The sequence below is a fragment of the Robertmurraya mesotrionivorans genome (assembly GCF_050971805.1).
Taxonomy (GTDB): domain Bacteria; phylum Bacillota; class Bacilli; order Bacillales; family Cytobacillaceae; genus Robertmurraya_A.
Genome location: NZ_JBPCCH010000016.1, coordinates 60900 through 86513, shown reverse-complemented (window position 1 = coordinate 86513; position 25614 = coordinate 60900). Strand labels below are relative to the sequence as shown.

Here is a 25614-nt window from a genome sequence, read left to right as displayed (position 1 = left end):
TATTAGCCCCGGTTTCCCGGAGTTATCCCAGTCTCATAGGCAGGTTGCCCACGTGTTACTCACCCGTCCGCCGCTAACCTTTGGGAGCAAGCTCCCAAAGGTCCGCTCGACTTGCATGTATTAGGCACGCCGCCAGCGTTCGTCCTGAGCCAGGATCAAACTCTCCAATAAAGAGTAAGATTAGCTCTTAAAGTTAAAACGTTGGCTAGTGTGTATTTCAACACTAATCATTTTTGTTGACGTATGATTTGTTTAGTTTTCAAAGAACAACTTCGCTTCCTCAGAAGCAACTATATTAGAATAACATCTCAATCACTCGAAGTCAATAACTTTTTTAAAATTTATTAAAGTTGTTATCTCGTCATCAGCGACTGTTTTTATATAATACCATCGTGAGCCTAGAGAGTCAACAAGATATCCGTGGTAATAATATCCAACTGGCTCTATAAATATATACCACGTGAAAGTACTCGTGGTTTTCTCTGCGATCTATGCCAAAATTACATTCGAACCAGCACTTTTTGTAGCTCTAGAGCGTTCTTCATCCGAATTAGAACATTTTTTTAAACAAAAACTCCTCCTTCAAGCTCCTTTTTAGGTGTTTATTTGCGATTTCTAAGATATATTTGCGATTCTAGAAATTTATTTGCTATCCCGAATTTTATTTGCGATTCCTAAAATTTATTTGCGATTCTTCATTGTTACTTGCTATCACTAAAGTTTATTTGCGATTCCCACCATTTATTTCCTCCAGTCTTTATTTTTAACTTATCTACCCAACTTACTTCCTACTATTAATACGAATCGGACAGTTCCCCACAAATCGAGAATCTAACCAAAAAAAACCAGCCTTCCCTAAGAAAGACTGGTTGTATTTCTTCTATATTATATTACTTAGTGATTGAAATGATGTTTTGATCCTTAAGTGTTACAGCACCTTGCTTGTTGATTGTTACTTTTTCACCTTCAGCAAGGTTTGTAAATACTACAGGAGTAATTGTTGATGTTGCATTGTTCTTAATGAACTCAAGATCTACCTTTAGTAATGGTTGACCTGCAACTACCGTATCATTTTCACCAACTAACGCTTCAAAACCTTCTCCTTTTAGGTTTACTGTATCAATACCAAAATGGATTAAGATTTCGCGTCCACTATCAGACACAATACCGATTGCATGTTTTGTTGGGAAAAGGTTAACGATTTTCCCGTTTACAGGTGATACAACTGTACCTTCTGTTGGCTCAATTGCAAATCCATCACCCATCATTTTACCAGAGAATACAGCATCAGGAACTTCTGTGATTGGCTTTAGGTTACCTGTTAATGGTGAAACAAAAGCATCATCACTTGAAGTAGCTGTGTTTACTGCATTTGTTGTTTCAGTAGCTTTCGCTGCTGGAGTTGGTCTTTTTCCAGCCATAATGTCTTTCATTTGACCTTTAATGGTTTCAGAACGAGGACCAAAGATTGCTTGAATGTTGTTACCTACTTCAAGTACCCCTGCCGCTCCTAGCTTTTTCAGTCTATCTTTATCAACAGATCCAATATCATTTACAGATACACGAAGACGAGTGATACATGCATCAAGGTGAGAGATATTCTCTTTTCCACCCATTGCTTCTAAGATATCGTATGGAAGGTCGCTAGTTTGTCCAGCAGCTCCTTCTGATTCTTCTTCTACTTCACGACCTGGAGTCTTTAAGTTCCACTTACGGATCGCAAAACGGAAACCGAAGTAGTAAATTACCGCAAACACAAGACCTACAGGGATAACAATCCAAGCATTTGTTTGTGGGTTGATTAGACCAAATAGAATATAGTCGATTAAACCACCAGAGAATGTCATACCGATTTTTACATCTAAAAGATGCATTACCATAAATGATAGACCAGCAAATACTGCATGGATAGCAAATAGAATTGGTGCAACGAATAAGAATGAGAATTCAATTGGCTCAGTAATACCTGTTAAGAAAGCTGTTAAACCAGCTGAAGCCATAAGTCCTCCAACAACAACTTTTCTTTCAGGACGAGCTTCGTGATAAATTGCTAATGCTGCTGCAGGTAAACCGAACATCATGAACGGGAACTTACCAGTCATGAATGTACCTGCTGTTAAGTTTTGAACATTATCACTGATTTCTGCCATGAAGATACGTTGGTCACCACGAACCACATCTCCAGCAAGTGTTGTATATTGACCAAACTCATACCAGAAAGGTGAGTAGAAGATATGGTGTAATCCGAATGGAATTAATGAACGTTCAATAACACCAAAGATAAACGCTGATAATGTTAAGTTTGCATGAACCATGTTTTGCGAGAATGCATTTAGACCATTTTGAATTGGTGGCCATACAATTAACATCACAAGACCTAGAATAACTGCAGTAGCAGCTGTGATGATTGGTACGAAACGCTTACCAGCAAAGAATCCTAAATAAGATGGTAATTCAATTTCATAGTACTTATTGTAAAGACCTGCTGCGATAATACCGACGATGATACCACCGAATACCCCAGTTTGTAGAGTTGGAACTCCTAGAATACTTGAGTAATTTAATCCGTTTACATCTTCAGCCGTTAAGCCTAAAGCTGTACCCATTGTTACATTCATAATTAAGTATCCGATGATGGCAGCTAATCCAGCTACTCCATCTCCACCTGCTAAACCAACAGCAACCCCAACCGCAAAGAGTACTGGAAGGTTTCCGAATACGATATCCCCCGCACTTTGCATAATTGAAGCAACCATCGCTACTCCATTGTTATCTAAAAATGGAGCTAACTCCAACAATGCAGGGTTTTTAAGCGCTGCCCCTAATGCAAGTAAAATACCTGCTGCAGGAAGTAAAGCGACCGGTAACATCAATGCTTTACCAACTTTTTGTAAAACACCAAACACCTTTTTAAACATGGTATAACCTCCTAAATAATTTGTTTCGCTCATTGTCGTTTCCCAATTTGCAAAAGAAAACAAAAAAGGCATGAGGGAAAAAGGAATCAAAATAGAGCTTACAAGGTTTATAATACCCGTAAATCTCCATTTCAATTATCTTCTTCACTCATGCCTGATCGAATCAGTAACACGTATAAAAGATAAGTTCGATTATTTAACTTTCTTTTGAAGCCTTTGCAAATGCATCGTTAAATACACTGCTTCTGCATCAAATACCGTCTTCTTTAATGCTTGTTGCATCACTTTAATGAGCTTCCATGAGAGATTGTAACACACCGGGTACTCCTCTTTCAAGAGGTTTGCGATTTTTTCTGGTTCTTCTACTTTTTCTCCGTTATGAACACGCTCAATGGTGAATCGTATATGTCGTACAAGCCTCATATAATCAATACTTTCCTTATCGATTAATATTTCCAGTTGTTCTTCAATCATATCAATCAAACGAGTAACCAACTGGGAGTGTTGATTCACTTCAGATAGATTTCGGTTCATCACGGCACTATGAATGTGCAGAGAAATAAATCCTACTTCCCCTTCAGGAAGCTCCAGTCCTGTATTCTCTTTGATCAAATTCACTACTTCTTTAGCTATTTCATACTCAAAAGGATAGAGTGCTTTCGTCTCTATTAAGAAAGGATTTCTCATTTCCATCCCTTTCGAAAGTCGACTGACAGCAAACATTAAATGGTCAGTTAATGCTACATGAATATGCTCATTTAACTCTGCATTCGCTCTTTTCTTGATTAACTCAATCGCAGAAATGAACACCTCATGAAGATTGCTTTCAACAAATGGAAGGAGTTTTATATAATTTTCTTGTTCCTTTTCATTTTTTAATACAAAAAGCTTTTCCGCTGACGCCTCGTCGATGACATCTCCCGTTTTACGGTTAAATCCGATGCCTTTACCGATCACAACAACCTCTCCATAGTCCGAGTGGTCAGCTATCACAACATTATTATTTAAATTTTTGCTAATGATAAGTCCAGACATCATAATTCCCCGCTTTATCCTGAGAGCTTCGACATAATAAGTTTAATGTTATATAAGGGACAAAAGCTTGTCAATTAGAATACGCAAACGCATTCATATTTCTCAAAAAATCTTCATAATAAAAGGGGTTGACTACGAGTAGCCAACCCCTAAATCCTATTCGGTTAAGAACATAAAGTATAACAAGAAGATTACAAAGAATACGTACATAACTGGGTGAATTTCTTTTGTACGCCCTTTTACCATCATAGTAATTGGGTAGAAGATGAACCCAGCTGCGATTCCTGTTGCAATGCTATACGTTAGTGGCATAGCAATGATTGTTAAGAAAGATGGTACAGCAATCTCAAAACGATTCCACTCAATTTTCCCTAAAGAAGATACCATTAGTACCCCTACAATAATTAGGGCCGGAGCTGTTACAGGTGATGTAACAACCGATAATACAGGGAAGAAGAATAACGATAATAAGAAAAATCCTGCTGTTACAAGTGCTGCAAAACCTGATCTTGCTCCTGAAGCTACACCTGCAGATGATTCAATATAAGAAGTTGTTGTTGATGTTCCAAAAATTGAACCTACTAACGATGCAATAGAATCTGCAAATAGAGCTTTTCCTGCATTAGGAAGTTTATTTTCTTTCATTAATCCCGCTTGATTCGCAACTGCTACAAGCGTTCCTGCGTTATCAAAAAAGTCAACGAATAAGAAAGTTAAAATAATCCCAAGCATTGTAGCTGTGTAGAAAGATGGATCACCAAATGCTGAGAATAAAGAACCAAATGTTGGTTCAAGGCTCGGTACAGGACCAACAACCGTTTCAGGTGCATCAATTAAATTAAAGATCATACCCACGATAACCATAATAATCATTCCGAAGAATACGGCTCCGTTAATACCTCTTGTCATCATGATCACTGTAATAAGAAGACCAAAAATAGCAAGTAACGTATTACCAGCTGTTAAATCTCCAAGTCCAACTAGTGTTGCATCATTATTTACGATAATGCCTGCATTTTTCAATCCAATAAAAGTAATGAATAGTCCGATACCAGCACCCACTGCGTGCTTTAATTCTACTGGAATGGCATTAATGATTTTTTCACGTAATCCAGAGATGGTTAATAATAAGAAGAAAACACTTGAAATAAATACAGCTGCCAAGGCATGTTGCCATGGTGCTCCATGAGTTAATACTACTGAGTAAGCAAAAAATGCATTTAAACCCATACCAGGTGCTAACGCAATCGGAAACTTACCAATAAGTCCCATAATGATCGACCCTACTGCTGCTGCTAATGCTGTAGCTACAAAGACCGCTCCATAATCCATACGCATTGCATCAGGAAGATCGGGTACATCTGCTAGTGTCAAAGTAAGCGGATTGACCACTAAAATATATGCCATTGCTAGGAAGGTAGTTAATCCACCCATAAACTCGCGACGATAGTTCGTTCCAAGCTCTTCAAATTGAAAGTATTTTTTCATTGCTTTCTTTTCCTCCATTTTTTGAAAAATAAAAACGCTCCAACAACTAGGAGCGCCTGACAACAAAGATTCGCGAAATAGAGGCCAAGAAAGGACCTATTATATCACTCACCTCGTAGTCAAGCCATTTACGGTAGCTCGGTAGAAACTTCTGGGCCATATCCCCAAGATTATACGACGAAAAACGACATTTATTAGTACTTTTTCATCATACCAAGGTCTCGAATTTTCGTCAATATAAAAAACGAACATTTTTTCAAATGTCCGTTTTATTGTTCGTATTTTGTTAATATTTTATTCCCACTCAATGGTTGCAGGTGGCTTGCTAGTAATATCATAGACTACACGGTTAACATGACTAACTTCGTTAACAATACGAGTAGAAATGATTTCTAGTACTTCCCATGGAATTCTAGCCCAATCAGAAGTCATCCCATCAATAGAAGTAACCGCACGAATACCAATCGTATAATCATACGTACGAGCATCTCCCATCACACCCACTGAACGGATGTCAGGTAATACGGTGAAATATTGCCAAATATCACGATCAAGTCCAGCCTTCTTAATTTCCGCACGTAAGATCGCATCCGATTCACGAACGATTTCAAGCTTATCTTCAGAAATTTCTCCGAGCACTCGAATTCCAAGTCCTGGACCTGGGAAAGGTTGACGCCAAACGATATCATCCGGAATCCCTAGCTCAGTTCCAAGGGCACGTACTTCATCTTTAAATAATGTATTAAGTGGCTCAATTAATGTGAATTGCATATCTTCAGGAAGACCACCCACATTATGATGCGATTTAATAGTTTGAGCAGTAGCTGTACCACTTTCAATGATATCAGTATAAAGTGTACCCTGAGCTAGGAAATCAATTCCTTCAAGCTTCGTTGCTTCATCATCAAACACATAAATGAACTCATTACCGATGATTTTACGCTTTTGTTCTGGGTCACTTACTCCAGCCAGCTTCCCTAAGAAGCGCTCCTTCGCATCAACCTTAATAACGTTCATGTTAAAGCCGTCAGCAAAAGTCTTCATTACGCTGTCCGCTTCCCCTTTACGAAGTAAACCATGGTCAACGAAGATACATGTTAGTTGGTCACCGATTGCTTTATGAATGAGTACCGCTACAACTGATGAATCCACACCACCACTTAATGCGCAAAGAACCTTTTTGTCACCAACTTGCTGGCGGATTTTTTCCATTTCAACCTCGATAAAGTTTTCCATCGACCAGTTTCCAGCACATTCACAAACACCGAAGACGAAATTCTTTAACAGTTCATTTCCGTAAACAGAGTGGCGAACCTCCGGATGGAATTGTACCGCGTATAACTTACGATCTGCATCACTCATAGAAGAAATCGGACAAGAAGGACTAACTGCATCTACAGTAAAGCCTCCGGGAGCTTCTACTACTAAATCTCCATGGCTCATCCAAACGATTTGCTCCTGTGGAAGGTCAGCAAATAATTTCGATTTGTTCTCAATTTGAATAGCTGCTTTTCCATACTCACGGTGCTTAGCTGGTTCCACTTTCCCATTAAAATGAGTAGTCAATAACTGCATGCCGTAACAAATTCCTAGGATTGGCAATCCAAGTTCAAAAATTTCCTCATCGCAGCGGAATGAACCTTCATCATACACGCTGTTTGGACCACCAGATAAAATAATCCCCTTTGGATTCATTTGACGGATTTCATCTGCAGTAATCGTATGAGGGTGCAGTTCACTATACACACCAAATTCACGAATCCTTCTAGTAATCAACTGATTGTACTGGCTTCCAAAGTCCAATACAACGATCATTTCCTGACCTGATAAACCTACCTTTTCAGACATCCAATTCACCTCATCGTTATTTTTCCCAATGGCTCTTTTCTTAAACTTTGTTGCGTTTTGGAACATAGTTTTAACGATTTATGCTAAGTTTCAACAGAAATTAGCATAAATTTAATAAGAAAAGAGCCTGCAAACTAAGTTCTTAAGCGCAAAATAGGTATTTCCACGTTAAAATCGGCTTTAAGATTTTAACAACAATCTTTGCGAAAATAGCTTCAAAAATAAAAAAGCTAGAATTCTACTCCAAAAAAATTTTTTGAAGGCAGAATTCTAGCTGATATCTCTAACAACCATAGAAAGCTCCGCCTTCATAGTCAAATCATTTACGGCGATTTGGTAGAGACTCTCGAACCATATTTTCGAGGATATATGAAGAGATACATTTTTATAATATTAGAGATTATTGTAACAACATGTCGTTTTATCGGTCAAGCGATTGTCTTTTTAATTAAATTTTCCCACAATTCACGCGAACGGTCCCAGCTACCTTCTTCAAGCTTTCCTTTGTACACATATCTCTCGTATAGAGAAGTTAGTGTCCCCATATCTTTCGAGGAAAAGAAGTAATCGACATAATCGGCATAGTCGCGGAGTGTTTGATGTTCCTTTCTCTTAATCCCATATCGATCTAGTTGCTTTAATAAGGCCAAATAGGCTTTTGAGAAGTCATCATCTTTCTTTTTAAACCTAAAAATGAGAACCAGTACATACGGAAGCCATTTTAACCTTAGTTTATAGGCAATATAGGCAACTACTCCCATCACACCCAGAATGATTAGTCCCTTTTTCCAGTGTTCAATAAAACTTGCCTCTATTCTGGTCCATAAATCCTTCCAAGAAAAAGAGCTTTCATTGGAAACTGTTTCTTCTGGAGCTTCTGGTTTTTCTACATCTGGCTGTTCCCCAGTTTCAGGTGTTTCTACTTCAGTTGAATTCTGAGTGGTTGAATCGAAATTTAATTGGACATTACTTGAAAAACCTTGCGTAGGCTCAAAAGGAACCCAACCTACCCCAGGAAAATATACCTCGACCCACGAATGCGCATTGTTATTTGTAATCGTATAGCCTCTTTTCCCTGAATCCGTTGGTCCTTGATACTCCCCTTCTGTGTATCCCTTTACCCAACGAGAAGGAATACCTACTGAGCGTAATAATACAACCATTGAGGTAGAATAATTATCACAATATCCTCTTAGTGTTTCAAATAAAAACTGATCTACGTAATCTTCATCTGCACCTGGTACTGCCACGTCAATTTGATCATACGTAAATCCGTTCATCCCAAAGTATCTTTCTACTGCTCTCGCTTTATCAAACCATGTTTCTTGTTCACCTGTAATTTCAAGCGCCAAGTCCTTCACTCGTTGCGGCAACGTTTCAGGAAGCTGCGTATATTGATAGATAAACTCTTGACTTAATCCGGCTTCCCCTAAGCTTTGGGTCTCTTTCATTGCGGTTACGCTGTATCTAGGAATGTCGTACGATACAGAGTATTCCTCTAAAGGCGCTGTTCGATCAGCCTCTAATGTATAGACCTTCTCAAGCCCTTCATTGACACGGAAAGAGTAGCTTACATTCTCGGTACTAACAGATTTCAACCCTAACGGATATATGATATGCGGATAACTTCGAACAGAGGTTACATTTGCCGTTAGCTCCTTTACCTCTAATCCTTGTTGATTAAAGGAGCTAATGGGAAACACTTCATTTTGAGTAAAAGGAATGGGATCATCCGAGCTAGATACCTCCCAGCCCTTTCCCGTATAAATATCCTTTGTTTCTACTCTCCAGTAATGCCTTTGGTCCACTTCCGTCTCGTAAACAACCGTATCGTCACCAATAAACGGACCTCCTAGACTCGTATCATCGGTACCGTAGCCTACCCTTTGTCCACCCGCTCCTCCTCCACTATCTTCTGAGTAGGAAGTCAGATACGGAACAGGATCTGGCCAAATCGGTTCCGCTTTTGGTCCACCAAATCCAAGAGCGACACTGGCCCCAATCATTAAAAGCAGAGGTAGTCCCCACTTCCGGATGGAAGACAGCCCCTTAACAATTGCTTCTCTCTCAACTAAACGCTGAAACGTTAACATTCCCATCACAGCAAAACCAACGACTACTGTTCGAACAATCGCACCGTCTGCTTCGTACGGAGTAAACGTATCTAATACGGTAATGTAAACAAGGGTCATAAAAAAGAAGATAAAAATTTGTCTTCGAATAATCAGCCAATAGTGGATTAAATAAGCCATTAGCCAAAGCAAAATAAAGAATAGAAGGCTTCTAAACACAAAGGTTAGTGCACTCCATTCCATTTGAAATGAATAACTTATGTTGAGAATCAAATCATCCCAAAACTGCGAAAGCCATGATAATTGAAAAAAAGACCCTTCAAAATAATAGCGATGAATAAAATAAAGGATATAGACGGTCTTCAGCAAAGCTCCTATTAAAACCTGAACCCTCGAAAAAGAAATCACCAGGCATAGGAACAGAAACCCTAGAAAAATATAAATGTTTCCTGTATTGGTTAGTGCGTCAACTGGCCGTAACCACTCCCATAACAACAAAAATCCAAGCAAGTAAAGAAAGAGAGCGGACATCGTTTCTTGTTTCTTGTTCACATCTGTCATTACCTGCTCACCTCCGAAAACACATTCGAAAAATACCCTGCATGAACAAGTACCACTCGAACTCCTCTAGCATTAGCTGAACCTTTCAAAGAAATTTCTAACGAATTCAAGGACTCTCCTTGATTTTTCACCAAATAGAGGGTCACTGCCCTTTTTTTCACAGAGAAAAAGCTTGCTTTTTCTATTAGTGGCTTTGTTAATTGAGAAGTCACTAGCATAAAGGAGACTGTTTGATTTCCAAGAAAGCTTTCTCCCCCTAGTACTCTATCTAGAGGCATTTGACTCTCTGCTTTGATTTTAGCCAAATGATAAAAAAGGCTTTGCTGATGATCTTCCCCACTACGAACAGGGAAAAACTGTCGATCCTTACTCAATGTCAATAGCCCCACCTGTGCCCCTTTTCGAAGAATCCCCTTTACTAAAGATGCGGTGAAGGAAACCACTGTCTCAAACTCTTCGGACGGTACACAGTCCATAATAAGACAAATATCATGCGATTGACGCTGTTCAAATTCCTTCGTCATAATATCATTTCGCTTCGCACTTGCCTTCCAGTTAATCCAAGAGAACTTATCTCCCGGCTGGTATTCTCTAAGACCAATCGCCATCGTGGTATCTCTCTGCACTCGTTCTTTGGATGCTGTCATCCCTTGGTCAAACTGATTTGCATGCGGACGATAGACAAGCTCCTCTATTTGAGGATAAACAATGAACCGATCAGTTGTATGAAATTCTACTTGTCTCTCTATTAAACCTAAAGGATCCCCAAGCTTAAGACAAACACTCTGAAAAATATGTTCCCCTCTAGGTAACTGTGGAATCTCGTATTCAAATGTAAACTGCTTTTTAAAGCCCGGGAATAAAAGCATTTTTGCATTTTGATTGCCGCGAAGCTGTTCACTTAATAGATCCTCTGCAACAAGGTAAAAGAGCGGAAAGGCATTTGTTCTCGTCAAATGAATTTTCACCTTTAATGTTTCGCCTGCACTGTATTCAAATTTTGAAAACTCTCTACTAATCTGAAACTTCCGAGTCGAATAAGAAGCCAAAACAAAAGCGTACAAAGCAAAAGGAACAAAGCTATAAAATAGAAACCAGCTGACAAACCCACCTTGGAACATCGCATACGAAAACGCTACAGCGATAAGAAACAGCAGAATGATGAGTTTCCAAATATGTTTTATTGATAGAAAAATTGGTCTCATTACTTCACGAGCCTTTTAACAGGAACAGGGACTCTTTCCACCACGCGTGACATGATATCCTCTGCCATACTTCCTTCAAACTTCGCTTCAGACTTGAGGATAATCCGATGCGCGAGTACATATGGAGCTAAATACTGGACATCATCAGGTAACACATAATCGCGATTATGCATAAATGCATACGCCTGTGCTGCCTTCATTAACCCGATTGATCCACGCGGACTTGCACCAAGGTACACACTGCTATGTGTTCTAGTTCGATGAGAAATATCCACGATATAGCGTTTGATCGTATCATCCACCACTACATTTTGTATTTCTTCCTGAAGCTGTCTTAATTCCTCTAGGTCGATAACAGGCTGTAATTCCGAAATGGGTGATCTCTTTTCCGCTCGAGCCAGAACTTCCATTTCCTCTTCTAAATCGGGATATCCCATTCTCATTTTTAATAGAAATCGGTCAAGCTGAGCCTCAGGCAGTGGATACGTCCCTTCGTACTCGATTGGATTTTGCGTGGCCATAACAAAAAACGGCCGTTCAAGCTTATGTGTAACCCCATCAATAGTGACACTACTTTCTTCCATCCCCTCTAAGAGAGCCGATTGGGTCTTTGGACTCGTTCGGTTAATCTCATCGGCGAGAATGATATTCCCCATAATGGGACCTGGTCTAAATTGAAATTCCAATTCTTGCGGATTATATATGGATACACCTGTTACATCGGATGGAAGAAGATCAGGAGTAAACTGAATCCGACGAAATTCTGCGCTTACAGACTTCGCCAACGCACGGACCATCATGGTTTTCCCGACTCCTGGCACATCCTCAAGTAACACATGTCCTTCAGCTAGTAATGCAACTAAGCTTAACTCCGCAACATTTCTTTTCCCAATCATTACTTTTTCTATATTTTGAAGAATTCGGTTAATCACTGGATTCATCTGACTCACTTCTATAACAACCTCCTGAAGTAGCTAAAAATTTCATACCTTTTACATATATTCGAGATATAATTGTCAATTTCCTGTAAAAACCTAATATTATTGATAGATTAACCCCTTTTTAAATAGACATTTATACTTATACTATGACAGAAGTTTCAACTAAAAAACAATTAGTAAACTATTAGAAAACCATTAGAAAGCTATTAGAAATCACTGTTAAAAAGATAGAGTGAATTTTTGTCAAAAAAATATAACAATTTATAAAGCATTTTTTTATGAAATCCTTTACAATATAGATGTGTAAATCTTTTGCTTATTTTTTTACTGTTTTGTGCAATCGTTTGCGCAATTAAAATATTTTGAGGTGATTACATGAAAAGATTATTTAGCATCGATCCATGGAAAATCGTTGAAACAAATGTAAACAAAGAAGACTTTCGACTAGCAGAAAGTATGATGAGCCTTGGAAATGGGCATATGGGAATGCGCGGAAACTTTGAAGAAACGTATACAGGAGACTTTCACCGAGGCTCATACATTGCAGGAGTTTGGTTTCCAGACAAAACAAGAGTTGGCTGGTGGAAAAACGGGTATCCACACTATTTTGGAAAGGTAATTAACTCCATCAACTACATTGGCATCCGAGTAGCGATCGACGGAGAAGAGATTGATTGTTACCAAAACCAGGTAACGAGCTATTATCGAGAGCTTGACATGCAACATGGTGTGTTAACTCGTCGCTTTGCCATCAATCAAAATGGGAAGGAAACCGATGTAGAGGTTGTTCGTTTCCTATCTATTAGCCATCCAGAACTTGCTGTCATCAAGTATCAGGTTACCCCGAAAAATTATTCCGGGAACGTCACTTTCACTCCTTACTTAGATGGAGATGTGAGAAATGAAGACTCCAACTATGAGGAAGATTTCTGGTTGGAAGTTCAGCGAGGCGTTAGTAACAGCAACGGTCATTTAGTCATGAAAACGAAGGATAATCCTTTTGGCACTCCTACCTTCCATGTAGCAGCTAATATGCGCCTTGTAGTAAATGGAGAAATCTTGTCTCACTCTACAGGTGAGCGTGAAGAATATGTAGAAAACACCATTTCTGTTCAAGCTATTGAGAATACGCCTGTTTCATTAATCAAGTATGTCGCTGTTACAACAGATAGAGATTATGAAGTGGCACAGTTAGTAACGAAGGCAGATGAAGTACTTACACATTCGCATGAATTGGGCTATGATTCCCTTCTCCAAGAACATAAAGAAGCCTGGCTTAAGCGATGGAGCATTGCTGATGTTGAAATTAATGGAGATGATGAGGCTCAGCAAGGCATACGGTTCAATTTGTTCCAGTTGTTCAGTACCTACTACGGTGAAGACGCACGTTTGAATATCGGACCAAAAGGATTTACAGGAGAAAAATATGGAGGTGCCACGTATTGGGATACAGAAGCATACGCTCTACCTCTCTACTTATCTACAGCAAACCCAGAGGTAGCTCGCAATCTATTAGTTTATCGTCATAATCAGCTCGGTGGTGCTTATCATAACGCGCAGCAGCAAGGTCTAAAGGGTGCGCTCTATCCGATGGTTACGTTCAACGGGATTGAGAGTCATAACGAATGGGAAATTACTTTTGAGGAGATTCACCGAAACGGAGCGATTGCCTACGCCATCTATAATTATGTCAATTACACTGGTGATCAAGCATATTGGAACGAGTATGGCGTAGACGTACTCACAGGTATTTCTAGATTTTGGGCAGACCGTGTTCACTACAATAAAAAGAAAAATGTTTACATGATGCATGGCGTAACCGGTCCAAATGAATACGAAAATAATGTAAATAACAACTGGTACACCAATACGATTGCTCGATGGACCCTTCGATATACGTTAGAAGTCATTGATGCGCTTCAAGCAAACGGTCATGAAAAGCGTGTATCAGATCTTCAAATCACAGAAGATGAAATGGCCAAATGGCAGGATATCATCGACAAAATGTACCTTCCATACGATCAAGAACTAGATGTATTCATTCAACATGACACGTTCCTTGATAAAGACTTAAAAACCGTAAACGAGTTGGCACCAGAGGATCGCCCATTAAATCAAAAATGGTCATGGGATAAAATCTTGAGAAGCTGCTTCATCAAACAAGCGGACGTTCTTCAAGGGTTATACTTCTTAAATCACGAGTACTCTTACGAAGAAAAGGAAAGAAACTTTGACTTCTATGAGCCAATGACCGTTCATGAATCATCTCTTTCTCCGTCCATCCATGCCATTCTAGGGGCAGAGCTTGGAAAAGAGGAAAAGGCTTACGAGATGTACCATCGTACCGCGCGTCTGGATTTAGATAATTACAACAATGACACAGAGGACGGCCTTCATATTACTAGTATGACAGGTGCTTGGCTCGCAATTGTTCAAGGTTTTGCAGGAATGAGAACTGCAAATGAAACTCTTTCTTTTGCACCATTTGTACCAAAATCATGGTCTTCCTATTCCTTCAAAATCGTGTATCGTAACCATTTCTTAAATATCCATGTTTCAAAAGATGGTGTGACGATTACACAAGAAGGACCAGAATTGTCACTTAAGCTTTATGGCGAGGAACTTTTGTTACCTGAAAACGGAACGACGACGGTGGTACTTAAAAAATAAAGACATGAGGGGCATTGATTACCTTGCCCCTTTTCTACGGGGAGAGATCTTATGAAATTAGATGCGTTTATTTTTGACCTTGACGGGGTAATTACCGACACCGCTGAGTATCACTTTTTAGCTTGGCAAGCCCTTGCCAATGATATGGGGATTACCTTTACCCGTGAAGATAACGAGCTGTTAAAAGGGATATCCCGGATGGAATCACTGGAGAAAATCCTTGAGATTGGCGGACGTTCAGGTGATTTTTCAGTGGAAGAGAAAGAAGCTCTCGCTTCAAAGAAGAACGACCATTATTTGTCGCTCATTACAAAAATCACCCCTTCTGATATCCTGCCTGGAATCAAGGAATTACTGATTGCGATTAAAGCGAACGGACTAAAGCTGGGGCTTGCTTCAGCGAGTAAAAATGCCTTTACCGTTATGGAATCACTTGGACTGAAAATTGATTTTGATGTAATCGTTGACGCCAAAACGGTTACAAACGGAAAGCCGCACCCTGAAGTGTTTTTAACAGCAGCTAAACTACTAGGTGTAGACCCTGAATCTTGTATTGGAGTCGAGGATGCCGTTGCAGGTGTCGAAGCTATTAAGGCGGCGGGTATGTTTGCTGTTGCAATCGGACCTAAGGAATCCTTCCCTTTAGCAAATGTGGTCTATAGCGAGACGGGAGAGCTTTGTTTTGAGAAGATAAAGGGGCTTTTTGAAAAGGAAAACGGTCTTTTTTAGTAGGAAATTGAGCGTTTTCTAATAGAGTGGCTTAAATTTTTATAGTTTTGCTCTGATCATCCTCGGGATATTTGCGATTTTAAAATTATTTTTGCGATTTCAGAGATTTATTTGCGATTCCAGATTTATTTTTGCGATTCTAAAAATTTATTTGCGATTTCAGATTTATTTTTGCGATTACCAAAACTTATTTGCGATCCACTAGACATATTTGCGATCCCATATCAAAAGGCAGGTTGCCCTAGAGCAACCTGCCTTCTCTATTACTTCTCGTTTTTCTTTAGTACGTCAACGGTAGTTGCTTTGCTTACATTTCCTGCAGCATCTGTCGCCGTTACGGTTAATACGTTCTTATGTTTTTGCTTCGATACTGTCACCGAGAATTTTCCGTTGCTATCAGCGACAACCATCCCAAGTACATCTTCACCCATCATCACTTTAACCGTCGCTCCTGCTTCGGTCGTTCCAGTAACAACAGTGTCATTATGAATGACAGAATTCACTTTTGGCGCTTCAGGAGCTGTTACATCTAGAACAGTTACTACTGTGGCCTCACTTACATTGCCAGCAGCATCTGTTGCCGTTACTGATACCTCTGTACCAGCTGTTAGCTTAGAAATCCCTATGCTAAAGCTTCCATTTTCTAATGCTGTCCCCGTTCCAATAACGGTTTCATTGACAGACACTTCAACGGTCGCACCAGCCTCAGTCGTGCCAGTTACCTCTGTTGATTGATCAGTAACATCGTTCACAACAGGAGCATCTGGTGACACACTATCAGACACTTCTTGAACGATTCTACCTTCAACTACCGGTGAAACAGGGTTGTGTTTTTCTAAATAAGATGTAAATACTTCAAAGTCTACAATGTATAACTCAGCGATTCGGCCTTCATCCTTCGCTGTTTTAAACATCGTGTATCCATCCCCGCCGTCAGCAGTAAAGGCGTTTGTCGCTACACGGTATGTTTTATCCAACTGCAGCTCTTCGTAACCATTAGCCGTCATCGCTTCCACATACCATACTCGCTCACCAACTGGCTTAGCGGCGTCATACTTGAATTTCAGACCGGCCACTTGCATGAATCCACCAGCACCTGGCGCACTCACACTGTGCTCTAAGGCAGCAAGAATTTCTTCTCCCGTAAGATCAAGAGTGACTAGGTTGTTTCCGAATGGTAATACAGTTAATACCTCACCAAGAGTGATATCTCCTTGATCAATAGAGGCACGAATTCCCCCACCATTTTGCATCGCGATATATGTTGGAATGAATTCATTCGCTTTGGCTACCATTCCATCTGTGATTAAGTTTCCTAGATTTGTTTCCTTACTACGTACATCATCACGTACACCATTTAACACAACAGATGTACTACCTACTACCTGCTTTTGAAGCTCTGTTAAAGGCAATTTATACTCTTCTACCTTTGCCTTCGCTGCAGCATCTTCAGCATAAGCACTTAATGCCTTTAATTCACCAGCGTAATTGGCAATTACCCCATTTTCATCAAAAGTTACATCCAGTACGCCAAGGTACTTTAAATATTCATTGGCTTGAACAATTAAAGTTGGCTCTTCTTTTTCAATAACAACAGGCTCTGTTAGCGTGGTATGAGAATGTCCACCAACAATTACGTCAATTCCATCGACTTGACCAGCTAGCTCAACATCTGGCTGATAGCCTAAATGCGATAGTGTAATAATCTTATCTACACCTTGTGCTTCAAGCATTTCTACGGTTTCAATTGCTTTTTCCACCGCATCTTCAAACACGACATTGTCACCAGGATTGGCTAGGAATGCGGTATCTTCCGTTGTTAATCCAAAAATACCTACCTCTTCCCCGTCTACTTGTTTAATAATCGCTGGGAAAATCTCTCCTTGTTCATTCGTTCCACCAATTGAATCATTGAACAAAGGTCCTAATTCAGAATCATTTGTCATGTTCACGTTAGAAGACACGATGGGGAACTCAGCTTGCTTGATAAAGTTCGCTAAAGTTGCTGAATCTTTATCAAATTCATGATTTCCAAGAGTCATGGCATCAAAGCCTAATTGATTCATAAAATACAAGTCAGCTAGACCTAGATACTGCCTAAAATACAGCGTTCCTGAGAACACATCCCCAGCATTCAGCAATAAGCTATTTTCCTTCTGAGCACGCAGCTCATTCACCGCCGTAATGAGTCGAGGGAACTGCTCCACATACGCATGTGTATCATTTGTATGAAGAAGTGACAAGGTGAACGGTCCTTCTTCCACCGCTAAATCTAATTGAGCCACTAATGCGTCATGGTCACTAGCACGTCCATGCTCTTCCATATAAGGGGAGTTAAAGTTCACTATATCAAGCTCTGCTGCTTCAGCTAAATTATTTGTTACTAAAATATGATCTAGCACTTGTGCATTTCCTTGATAGTTATACGTGTACCTTTCTGATGCAGGTAACGTTTCTACTAAGTTCGTTAAATCATCACCTTTTAAAGCAGCAAGTGGTGCAGAAAACTCAAAATCGTTTAAGTCACCTAGTACCACTACATTAGCATCCTCATTCTTCTCTTTTATGTCAGAGACAAAATGATTAACGATAGTTGCAATTTCTACACGTTGTGCTTCACTCTCAAGGTATGGTGGTTGATTTTTCCCGAATAAAGGTTGATCTCCACCTTTGGAGTTGAAGTGATTGTTAATGACAATGACTTCTTCCCCTTGGAACGTAAACTCAGCTGCCAATGGCTTACGGCTACTATTGAATGCCGAATTGGTTGGATCAATACGACCCGGGTTCAATGTTAGAGAACCATTTTCATACCCAACAGCAGTTGTCGCATCTCCCTTTGGTGCTTCGTTTAGCGTTACACGATTAGGATTGTAGAGATATCCTACACGGATGTTTCCACCAGGAACTCCACCATCCTTACCGTTTTCAGGAGCGATTTCTGTCCATGCATAAGTTGGTCCACCAAAGCTGGCAATCGCATCACTTAATGCTTTATAGTTCGCATCTGCTTTCACTACACCGTTATTGGTTTCACCGCTTTCATCAAGCACCTCGACTAAGCCGATAATATCTGGTGAACCCAAGTTGTCCACCATAGATTTTGCTAGCTTGTCACGCTTCACTGTGTCTGTTGCTACGAAGTTCTCGATGTTATAAGCTGCTACCGTCAATTTGTCTTCAGCTTTTTGAATCGTTGTTACTTCATTTGATCTTTTACGTTCTACTAATTCTGGTAGATCGGCTGCTTTTGTAAGAATCTTAAAGTTACTAAATGTATAGCTAACTACTCCCGTGACGGTTCCATCAAAAGAGTCACCAGCTTTCGTCACATAACTGCGATCATCAAGCTGAAGAAGCATTTTTTCTGGATTTTGATTCTCTTTTGTTAAAAGAGGAATGCCTTCCTTGGTATACGCTTTTCCTTCCACTTGACCCGTAATGATAGGAACTTCTCCATATTTCTGTGGCCCAGTTACCGTTGGGTTTTCGATAGAAACGAGCATTCCTTCAAGGCTCTCGTAAAAATCAATGCCATCTTCAGCTGGATCAAATGTTCCAAACTGATCGTTATCAATGACAGATGTTGGTGGAATTGCGTCATTTCCGATGACGATCGGAGCAGGAAGTTCATTACCACTAGAAACTTTCGTAATCTTTCCTGATTGAGCGTTAATTTCGGTCATCGCTAAATCTGTCTGTAGCTTTTCTGCATAACCATCCAGAACCCATTCTTTTACAAGTCCAGAAACCGTAACACTATCGCCCACAGCAACACCATGTGATGGCTTGTAGACTAGTAATCCTTCTGCTGTATTTGGATTGTCATCTGGATTTGGATCCTGAATATAGAAGTTGGCAGTATCTACAACGTAAGTTACTACGCCAGGTACATCTACTACACTTTTATCTTTATATGGTGAAGTATGAGATTGACCTTGAATGTCGTGAATTTTCAAGCCTGTTTCGCCTGTCACAGGCTCTTCTTCATCTGGAGGTGGGGTTGTGCCGTCAAATGACATGGCTGAAGGTGACTTTAAACCTGGAACTGAGAAGTATAACTCCAATGAACCAGTGATAACTACCTTTTCCCCAACAATTGAAGGATTAGTTAGCAATCCAAATGTTGGACGATACGACGATGTAAGCTGTACTGGCAATATCTTTGTAGCATCTCTCTCATCAGGGCTATCTGCAATAGCAAAATTCAAATCATCTTTAAAAGGGGCTTCAAAATCATATGTAGCTTTTCCACCACTGCCACTTGTTGTATAACCTACAATATACCCAACAACAGTAGCCGTCCCCGTATTATTAGCAATCGCCTCCGCAACCGTAATCGGTTCAGCTGCCTGAGCCCGATATGGGAGAACCATACTAATTAACATGACAAACATTGTTGTTACTGCAAAAAGCTGTTTCCTAAGCCTCTTCAAGTGTGTTCCTCCTCTAAATCTCTTTTATAGTTTACCCAAAAAAGTACTCCCAACTAACCAAACCAACCAATTCAATATTCCTCCTTTCTCTTGGAAGGAAGTACTTGAGGTATTACTATCAACTTACCATTTTCATTTCACATATCGTTCTTTTTAACGAAACCTTAACTGTATTTATACAAGGAACTAACAATATTTACATAAGCAAACACTTCTTTTTCAAATTCACACTACTATTATACTATTAATCTTTCGTTCTATAATCAGAACAAATACCCATGCCCAATCTCCCTTCATGTAAGATATTTACTAAAAAGGTGACCTTTGACACGTATCTTTGCTCACACAAAAAATGCGACGCTTTAATACGTCGCATTAACTTAAGTCTATTTAGATAAATCCAACACAATTATAAAATTGCCATTGCTACCCGCCATACAAGGAAGAAAGATGCTATTAAGATCCCCCCCAAGAATAGCCTTAAAGTTGATTATGTCCCGGTTTTCCTTCGTACTAGACATCATAATCCCTGATAGTACTAGTGAAACGAGAAAAAGTATAACAAACCATAGTAAATTGCCCTTCTGCGATTGAGTATCAATAACACCGTTTTCTTGTACTTTATAGACATATAAAGCAAAAGCACCAGCAACCAGTAAAAAATATAAATTTGTGATTCGAGAGAGAGTCTTCCTTTTCACTTATTTTCAAATCCTTATTTTAATTAATACTCATTAATAGGCGAAAAATAATAAATACCGTTGCAATAGATATTCCACCATAAATCGAGCGTTTTGATACATACTTTTCATCTTTTTGCCTAGCTGCCATTTCAGTTCCTACGATTACGGTCCCTATTAATAAGAACAATATTATTATCATTAGGTTATATTTTTCTTCCTGCATATTTAAGGTGTTATTTTCCACTTTGAAATAGAAGTAGATTCCTAATCCTACTACAAGTGAAACTAAGTACAAATTTTTAAATCTTGAGTATTTCTCTATTTCCATCTATACACCATTCCTTAATTTAAACTATTGGGTGATACCTTTAAAGGATATTGTTCTATAAAATAATATATACCCCTAACACCAGTCTCCATGTGAGGAATATTAAAAGAAGTTAATAGCTAATCTCCATAATACAAAAATAATTGTAATTGAAATTCCCCCATATACTGATTTTCTTGCAATGTATTTTTCATTCTTTTTTATTGCTGCCATTCCTATTCCAACCATTACAGTACCAAATAGAACTAAAATCATCATAATAATTAGGTTAGTTCTTTCTTCTGCTACATTAATCGTCCCATTTTCCAGTTTAAAATAAAAATAAAAAATTATTGCTATAACTAAGATGACTAAATATATATTGGTTAATTTTTTAAATTTTTTTGTTTCCATTTTATCCACCTCAGAAATAACCAACTTACTTTTCCTGTTAGTTAAAATATCCCTATAATAACTCTCCATAACACGAATATCACCGTCATCCCTAGACCTCCATATATAGCTTTCATAGAGATATATTTTTCTTTTCTATTTTCAGCTAGTATCTTCTTTCCAGTAAGGGATGCCCCAAAGAGAATGAGAATGCCAAATGTCAATATATTATATTTTTCCTCTTCCATATTAAGAGTTCCATTTTCTAGCTTAAAATAGTTGTATACAACAAAGGCTAGAATAACAATTAACTGATAAATATTTGTTAGCTTTGAGAATTTCTTAATTTTCATTTCATGTTTTCTCCTAGGAACTATATCCATTTATTTGTTATAACCTTAGTGTGAAGATAAGTATTTCTATAGAGAAAGCCTCAAGAATTAAAGAAAAAATAGCCTTCGATTCAATCCATTAAGTTTATCCCTAAACTTGACAACCAAAGGCTATTACAACGATCGCAAGATATAAGTTGGTAAGTACAGAGAACTTCTTAATATCCACATAAAGGCTCCTATCTGTGTGTTGCTCTTCTAAAACATATCTACTACCAATTTCCACACAAAGAATCCAAAAGCAAATACTACTCCCCAATAAATCGCTTTCTTGAATATTGTTTTTTCCTTATTAGTTGTTGCCTTGAGCTCAATAGATGATAACGCTCCACCGATTAACATAAGAATAACAAAGACAAACAATGTATACTTTTCTGCTGAAACATCAATTCTCCAGTTTTCCTGTACATTATAGGCATAGATAATAAATGTAACTACAACGATAAATTGATAGAGATTTGTAATCCTTGAGAATTTTTTCTTATTCATAAGATATTACCTTTCTAAAGGGGTTCATATACATTTTTAAATAATAGCCCTATTTAAAAAAAGGGCTCTATACTATAGAAAAACTTCCTAAAGCATAGAGACTCTCAAAGGAGTTGTATCTTCTTTGTTGGTAGATTTAATCACTTCAGACTAGAAATCACTTCCTGATGCTTCGTGTTATTCTTTTCCCTTGCTTCATCTTCTAGCTGGTTGATGTACTCTCTGATAGCTATATGTCTATCATCTATGATTGTTCGGAGTTCTTCTCCCATTTCTGAGGTAATTTCCTCTTGGTCCTCTAGTCGAGATACAGCCTCAAATAAGACATCTCTTTCTGAATCAGTAACGTCCATAAAGCTAGCGCCAAGATCTTCTATTCCTTGACCAATTTCTACTTTTTTCATATTTATCTTGTAGCCAACCTTTGCTATTTCAAAGTTCCGTTCATAGGTGGCCCTTGCATCTTGTAGCAACTCTTGAATCGTATCGTTCAATTCCACATTCGAGTTAACGGTATAATACGTTCCATTTCCAGCTAATGCCGTTTCTTTTAACTGCTTCTGCCCCGCATCATCCACATCAAAACCGATAATATTCACACTAACCATTAAATCTGAGTTTGCTAGTTTTCTAGCCTCCTCGATTGGGTTTCCATCACACGTCTCTATCCCATCACTCACAACAAATAGAATGTTTTCAGACTTATCATCAGCCGAACTCTTTAAATCCTCATAAGCAGCTGCAATGGATGCTGCTAGCGGTGTCCATCCACTTGGCTTAAACTTTGTTAGTGCCTGTTCAAAGCTAACCTGCTCATAGGTATGGGCATCGTACATGATTTCCGTGCTCGAACATGATTTTGCCTTGTCATTGTCACTCCCTGTCCCCTGGTGTCCGTATACTCTTAGAGAAACTATACTTGAAGCAGGTAGTCCAGAGGCATATGTAGCAATGGCTTGTTTGGCTAAGTCCATCTTCACTCCACCGGAAACTTGAGCATTCATACTTCCACTTGAGTCAAGATGAATGGCTATGTTTTTAAAGGATGGCTGTTCCTTTGATAAATCATATGCCCCGTAGTCAGGAGTAAAGTTTTTCAAGGACTCAAAAACTAGTGAATAATCCGCTCCTAAATAATGAATCAACCCATTATAAATTTCTTTTGGCTCCAAATCCTTTACCACTAAATCCTCTATGGCAGAACCCATTGGAAGTTCAGAATCAACGTTAGAACCCTCTAGAGATGCATATAGATCCTCCGAGTGGATACCAGCCTTTTGCTGAATCATCTCTACAGCTAGGGTAGGCTGTTCTGGATACGTCACTGATTTAACGACTTCCTTTTCTTTTTCCTTACTAGTCGTAATAGCTTCCTTATTTGAGCAAGCAACGGCAAAACTTATAAGGACTAGTAATAGGAGGAATCGCTTAAACACTTTCAAAGATAAACCGCTCCTTCATATTTTCCTTTTATTAGAATTATTTTTTCTATATTATTTAGTATCATGTAGTGAAACCTCCGTCAAATGACCCATAGCAACTTGTCGATTTTTGTCTAGTACTATTAAACTAATAAAGTCTCAACTTCAAGACTTTTAAAAGAATAAAGAACTAGTATCTTCATGATCGTGATGAGGTTTTTATCCTTTTTTTCAAAATAAAAAACCGCTCATTAGGTAAAAATCTTTATTTTATAAAAAAGTTAATAATTCCCCCTGTATGTGTCCGGGGAATTTGTCGAATGAAATCACACATAGTATAAAACCCCTAAGTGTATCCAACGATACGGTTAAGACTTTTATCACCCGCAATCTTAGAGTTATAATAAAAAAAGAAAGAAACAAATGAAACCTACTGGAGTGTATTAATTTTGGAAGTTAAGAAAGCGTTGCCTATTTTATTTGCAGTTATGTTTTTAGTCATGGTGGGATTTGGAATTATTATCCCTGTTATGCCGTTTTACGCCGAAGAGTTAGGAGCATCTCCTACTCAGCTAGGTTTATTAATGGCGGTTTACTCCCTTATGCAGTTATTCTTTGCACCTTTTTGGGGAAGAATTTCCGATAAAATTGGTCGAAAACCAGTCATAATGATTGGAATATTTGGACTGGCTCTCTCCTTCTTTTTAATGGGCATGTCCTCCTCTTTATGGATGCTATTTGTAGCAAGAATTATTGGGGGAGCTTTATCAGCGGCCAATATGCCGACAGTGATGGCTTATGTGGCAGATATCACTTCACATGAGAACCGGAGTAAAGGCATGGGAATTATCGGAGCCTCCGTAGGACTGGGCTTTATTTTTGGACCAGCCATTGGTGGTATCTTCTCAAAAGAAAGCTTACACACTCCTTTCTTTATTGCCGGTGCATCATCTGTACTTACCTTCTTACTTGTTTTGTTCGTATTAAAAGAGTCACTATCAAATGAACAGCGTAAAGAGAACCTACATAAAAAGAAATTTTCCATCTTTTCAGCCTTTAAAGGGCCGACATCCATTTTGTATATCCTACAATGGTTTGTTACATTATCCTTAGCGGGCTTGGAAGCAACATTCGCATACTTTGCTTCTGAAAAAGCAGGGCTTGAGTCAGCTCAGCTTGGTTACGTATTTATGATTATGGGACTTGCTGGTGCCATCGTTCAGGGCGGACTAGTAGGAAGGCTGACAAAAAAATGGGGAGAAGGAGCTGTTATTCAGCTCGGAATTTTGATCTCTGCCATTGGGTTTTCATTAATTTTACTCATTGATAACTTTGTAACCGCAGCAATTTATTTAACTGTTTTTGGTATTGGGAATGGATTTATTAGACCTAGTGTCTCATCCTTACTAACAAAGACATCAAGTGCTGGACACGGGAGTACTACCGGTTTACTCTCATCTTTTGATTCACTAGGTCGTATCATTGGTCCACCACTCGGAGGATGGCTATTCTCAGTTTCTCTTCCACTTCCATATGTGTCTGGTGCCATCCTTTCACTTTTTACCCTAGTTCTATACCAGGTATATAAACGAAAAGCACCTCAAACAGAAACAAGAGCTCCCCTTTCATAATATAAAGGGTTCTGTTTTCGAGTGCTTTCTTATTAAAAGACACAAGAAATGACGTATTGGCATACGTCATTTCTTTATTTATCAAGGTTTCTACTGAATTCCATTAACTTTGGAATTGCAATGCACCCGAGTTGATAAATAGACGGAGAAATTCCGTTTACTTAGTAATCAAGATTAAAAAAAGCTTAAATAGACGGATAAATTCCGCCTATTTGCTCAAAAAATTCGAAAAGGGGAGATTTTGCTTTGCATAAGCGGAAAACCTCCCCTTATTTCCCCCGAAACGAGCTACATTCTTCATCTAACGGAAAAATCTCCGCTTATTTTACTTTTGCTGGTTACACGATTAAGGACAAAACATCTTTTTATCGCAAAAATCCAAAAGAACCTCATTT

Annotated in this window: 16 protein-coding genes, 1 rRNA gene and 2 riboswitches; of the genes, 3 read left to right on the top strand and 14 right to left on the bottom strand. The window is 38.8% G+C overall.

Features of this window, described 5'->3' with window-relative positions:
- The 8 genes from ACRX5O_RS19530 to ACRX5O_RS19495 form a co-directional block, all read right to left on the bottom strand.
- Positions 1–171, bottom strand: a 16S ribosomal RNA gene (locus tag ACRX5O_RS19530); the annotation flags it as partial.
- Positions 172–890: 719 nt separating this feature from the next.
- A complete protein-coding gene (gene ptsG / locus ACRX5O_RS19525; protein ID WP_433907494.1) occupies positions 891–2918 on the bottom strand; it encodes a glucose-specific PTS transporter subunit IIBC in 2028 nt (675 codons plus the stop codon).
- Positions 2919–3110: 192 nt separating this feature from the next.
- Positions 3111–3953, bottom strand: coding sequence for a glucose PTS transporter transcription antiterminator GlcT (gene glcT / locus ACRX5O_RS19520; RefSeq protein WP_433907493.1), 843 nt, complete (start codon positions 3951–3953; stop codon positions 3111–3113).
- A gap of 156 nt (positions 3954–4109) precedes the next feature.
- The gene (locus ACRX5O_RS19515) at positions 4110–5441 is read right to left on the bottom strand and encodes an NCS2 family permease (RefSeq protein ID WP_433907492.1); all 1332 of its coding nucleotides are present in this window, start codon (positions 5439–5441) and stop codon (positions 4110–4112) included.
- A gap of 96 nt (positions 5442–5537) precedes the next feature.
- Positions 5538–5639, bottom strand: a riboswitch (purine riboswitch).
- Between the two features lie 96 nt (positions 5640–5735).
- Positions 5736–7289 carry a glutamine-hydrolyzing GMP synthase gene (gene guaA, locus ACRX5O_RS19510; RefSeq protein ID WP_433907491.1) on the bottom strand — a complete coding sequence of 518 codons (1554 nt, stop codon included), beginning with the start codon at positions 7287–7289 and terminating at the stop codon, positions 5736–5738.
- 291 nt (positions 7290–7580) lie between these two features.
- Positions 7581–7682, bottom strand: a riboswitch (purine riboswitch).
- A gap of 35 nt (positions 7683–7717) precedes the next feature.
- Complete coding sequence (locus ACRX5O_RS19505) at positions 7718–9922, bottom strand: transglutaminase TgpA family protein (RefSeq protein ID WP_433907490.1); 2205 nt, start codon at positions 9920–9922, stop codon at positions 7718–7720.
- A complete protein-coding gene (locus ACRX5O_RS19500; protein ID WP_433907489.1) occupies positions 9922–11127 on the bottom strand; it encodes a DUF58 domain-containing protein in 1206 nt (401 codons plus the stop codon). The genes ACRX5O_RS19505 and ACRX5O_RS19500 overlap by 1 nt, the downstream gene beginning before the upstream one ends.
- Positions 11127–12068: an AAA family ATPase gene (locus tag ACRX5O_RS19495; RefSeq protein ID WP_433907497.1), complete on the bottom strand. Its 942-nt coding sequence runs from the start codon at positions 12066–12068 to the stop codon at positions 11127–11129. Before ACRX5O_RS19495 ends, ACRX5O_RS19500 begins: the two co-directional genes overlap by 1 nt.
- A gap of 375 nt (positions 12069–12443) precedes the next feature.
- Between ACRX5O_RS19495 and ACRX5O_RS19490 the strand changes: the two genes are divergently transcribed.
- A complete protein-coding gene (locus tag ACRX5O_RS19490; RefSeq protein ID WP_433907488.1) occupies positions 12444–14738 on the top strand; it encodes a glycoside hydrolase family 65 protein in 2295 nt (764 codons plus the stop codon).
- A gap of 51 nt (positions 14739–14789) precedes the next feature.
- Entirely contained in the window at positions 14790–15467 is a 678-nt protein-coding gene (gene pgmB / locus ACRX5O_RS19485) for a beta-phosphoglucomutase (protein ID WP_433907487.1), read from the top strand.
- A gap of 263 nt (positions 15468–15730) precedes the next feature.
- On the opposite strand, the gene ACRX5O_RS19480 is transcribed toward pgmB, so the two are convergent.
- The 6 genes from ACRX5O_RS19480 to ACRX5O_RS19455 all read right to left on the bottom strand — a co-directional run bounded on the left by ACRX5O_RS19480 (position 15731) and on the right by ACRX5O_RS19455 (position 23603).
- Complete coding sequence (locus tag ACRX5O_RS19480; protein WP_433907486.1) at positions 15731–19903, bottom strand: 5'-nucleotidase C-terminal domain-containing protein; 4173 nt, start codon at positions 19901–19903, stop codon at positions 15731–15733.
- Between the two features lie 720 nt (positions 19904–20623).
- Complete coding sequence (locus ACRX5O_RS19475) at positions 20624–20914, bottom strand: hypothetical protein (protein WP_433907485.1); 291 nt, start codon at positions 20912–20914, stop codon at positions 20624–20626.
- 102 nt (positions 20915–21016) lie between these two features.
- A complete protein-coding gene (locus ACRX5O_RS19470; protein ID WP_433907484.1) occupies positions 21017–21307 on the bottom strand; it encodes a hypothetical protein in 291 nt (96 codons plus the stop codon).
- Between the two features lie 41 nt (positions 21308–21348).
- Positions 21349–21639, bottom strand: coding sequence for a hypothetical protein (locus ACRX5O_RS19465; RefSeq protein WP_433907483.1), 291 nt, complete (start codon positions 21637–21639; stop codon positions 21349–21351).
- Positions 21640–21876: 237 nt separating this feature from the next.
- Complete coding sequence (locus ACRX5O_RS19460; RefSeq protein WP_433907482.1) at positions 21877–22167, bottom strand: hypothetical protein; 291 nt, start codon at positions 22165–22167, stop codon at positions 21877–21879.
- A 140-nt stretch (positions 22168–22307) separates the two neighbouring features.
- On the bottom strand, positions 22308–23603 hold the full coding sequence (locus ACRX5O_RS19455; RefSeq protein ID WP_433907496.1) for a VWA domain-containing protein: 1296 nt from the start codon (positions 23601–23603) through the stop codon (positions 22308–22310).
- A 434-nt stretch (positions 23604–24037) separates the two neighbouring features.
- Between ACRX5O_RS19455 and ACRX5O_RS19450 the strand changes: the two genes are divergently transcribed.
- Positions 24038–25219 (top strand): MFS transporter, encoded by a 1182-nt coding sequence (locus ACRX5O_RS19450; RefSeq protein ID WP_433907481.1) that lies wholly within the window; start codon positions 24038–24040, stop codon positions 25217–25219.
- Positions 25220–25614 lie beyond the last annotated feature (395 nt).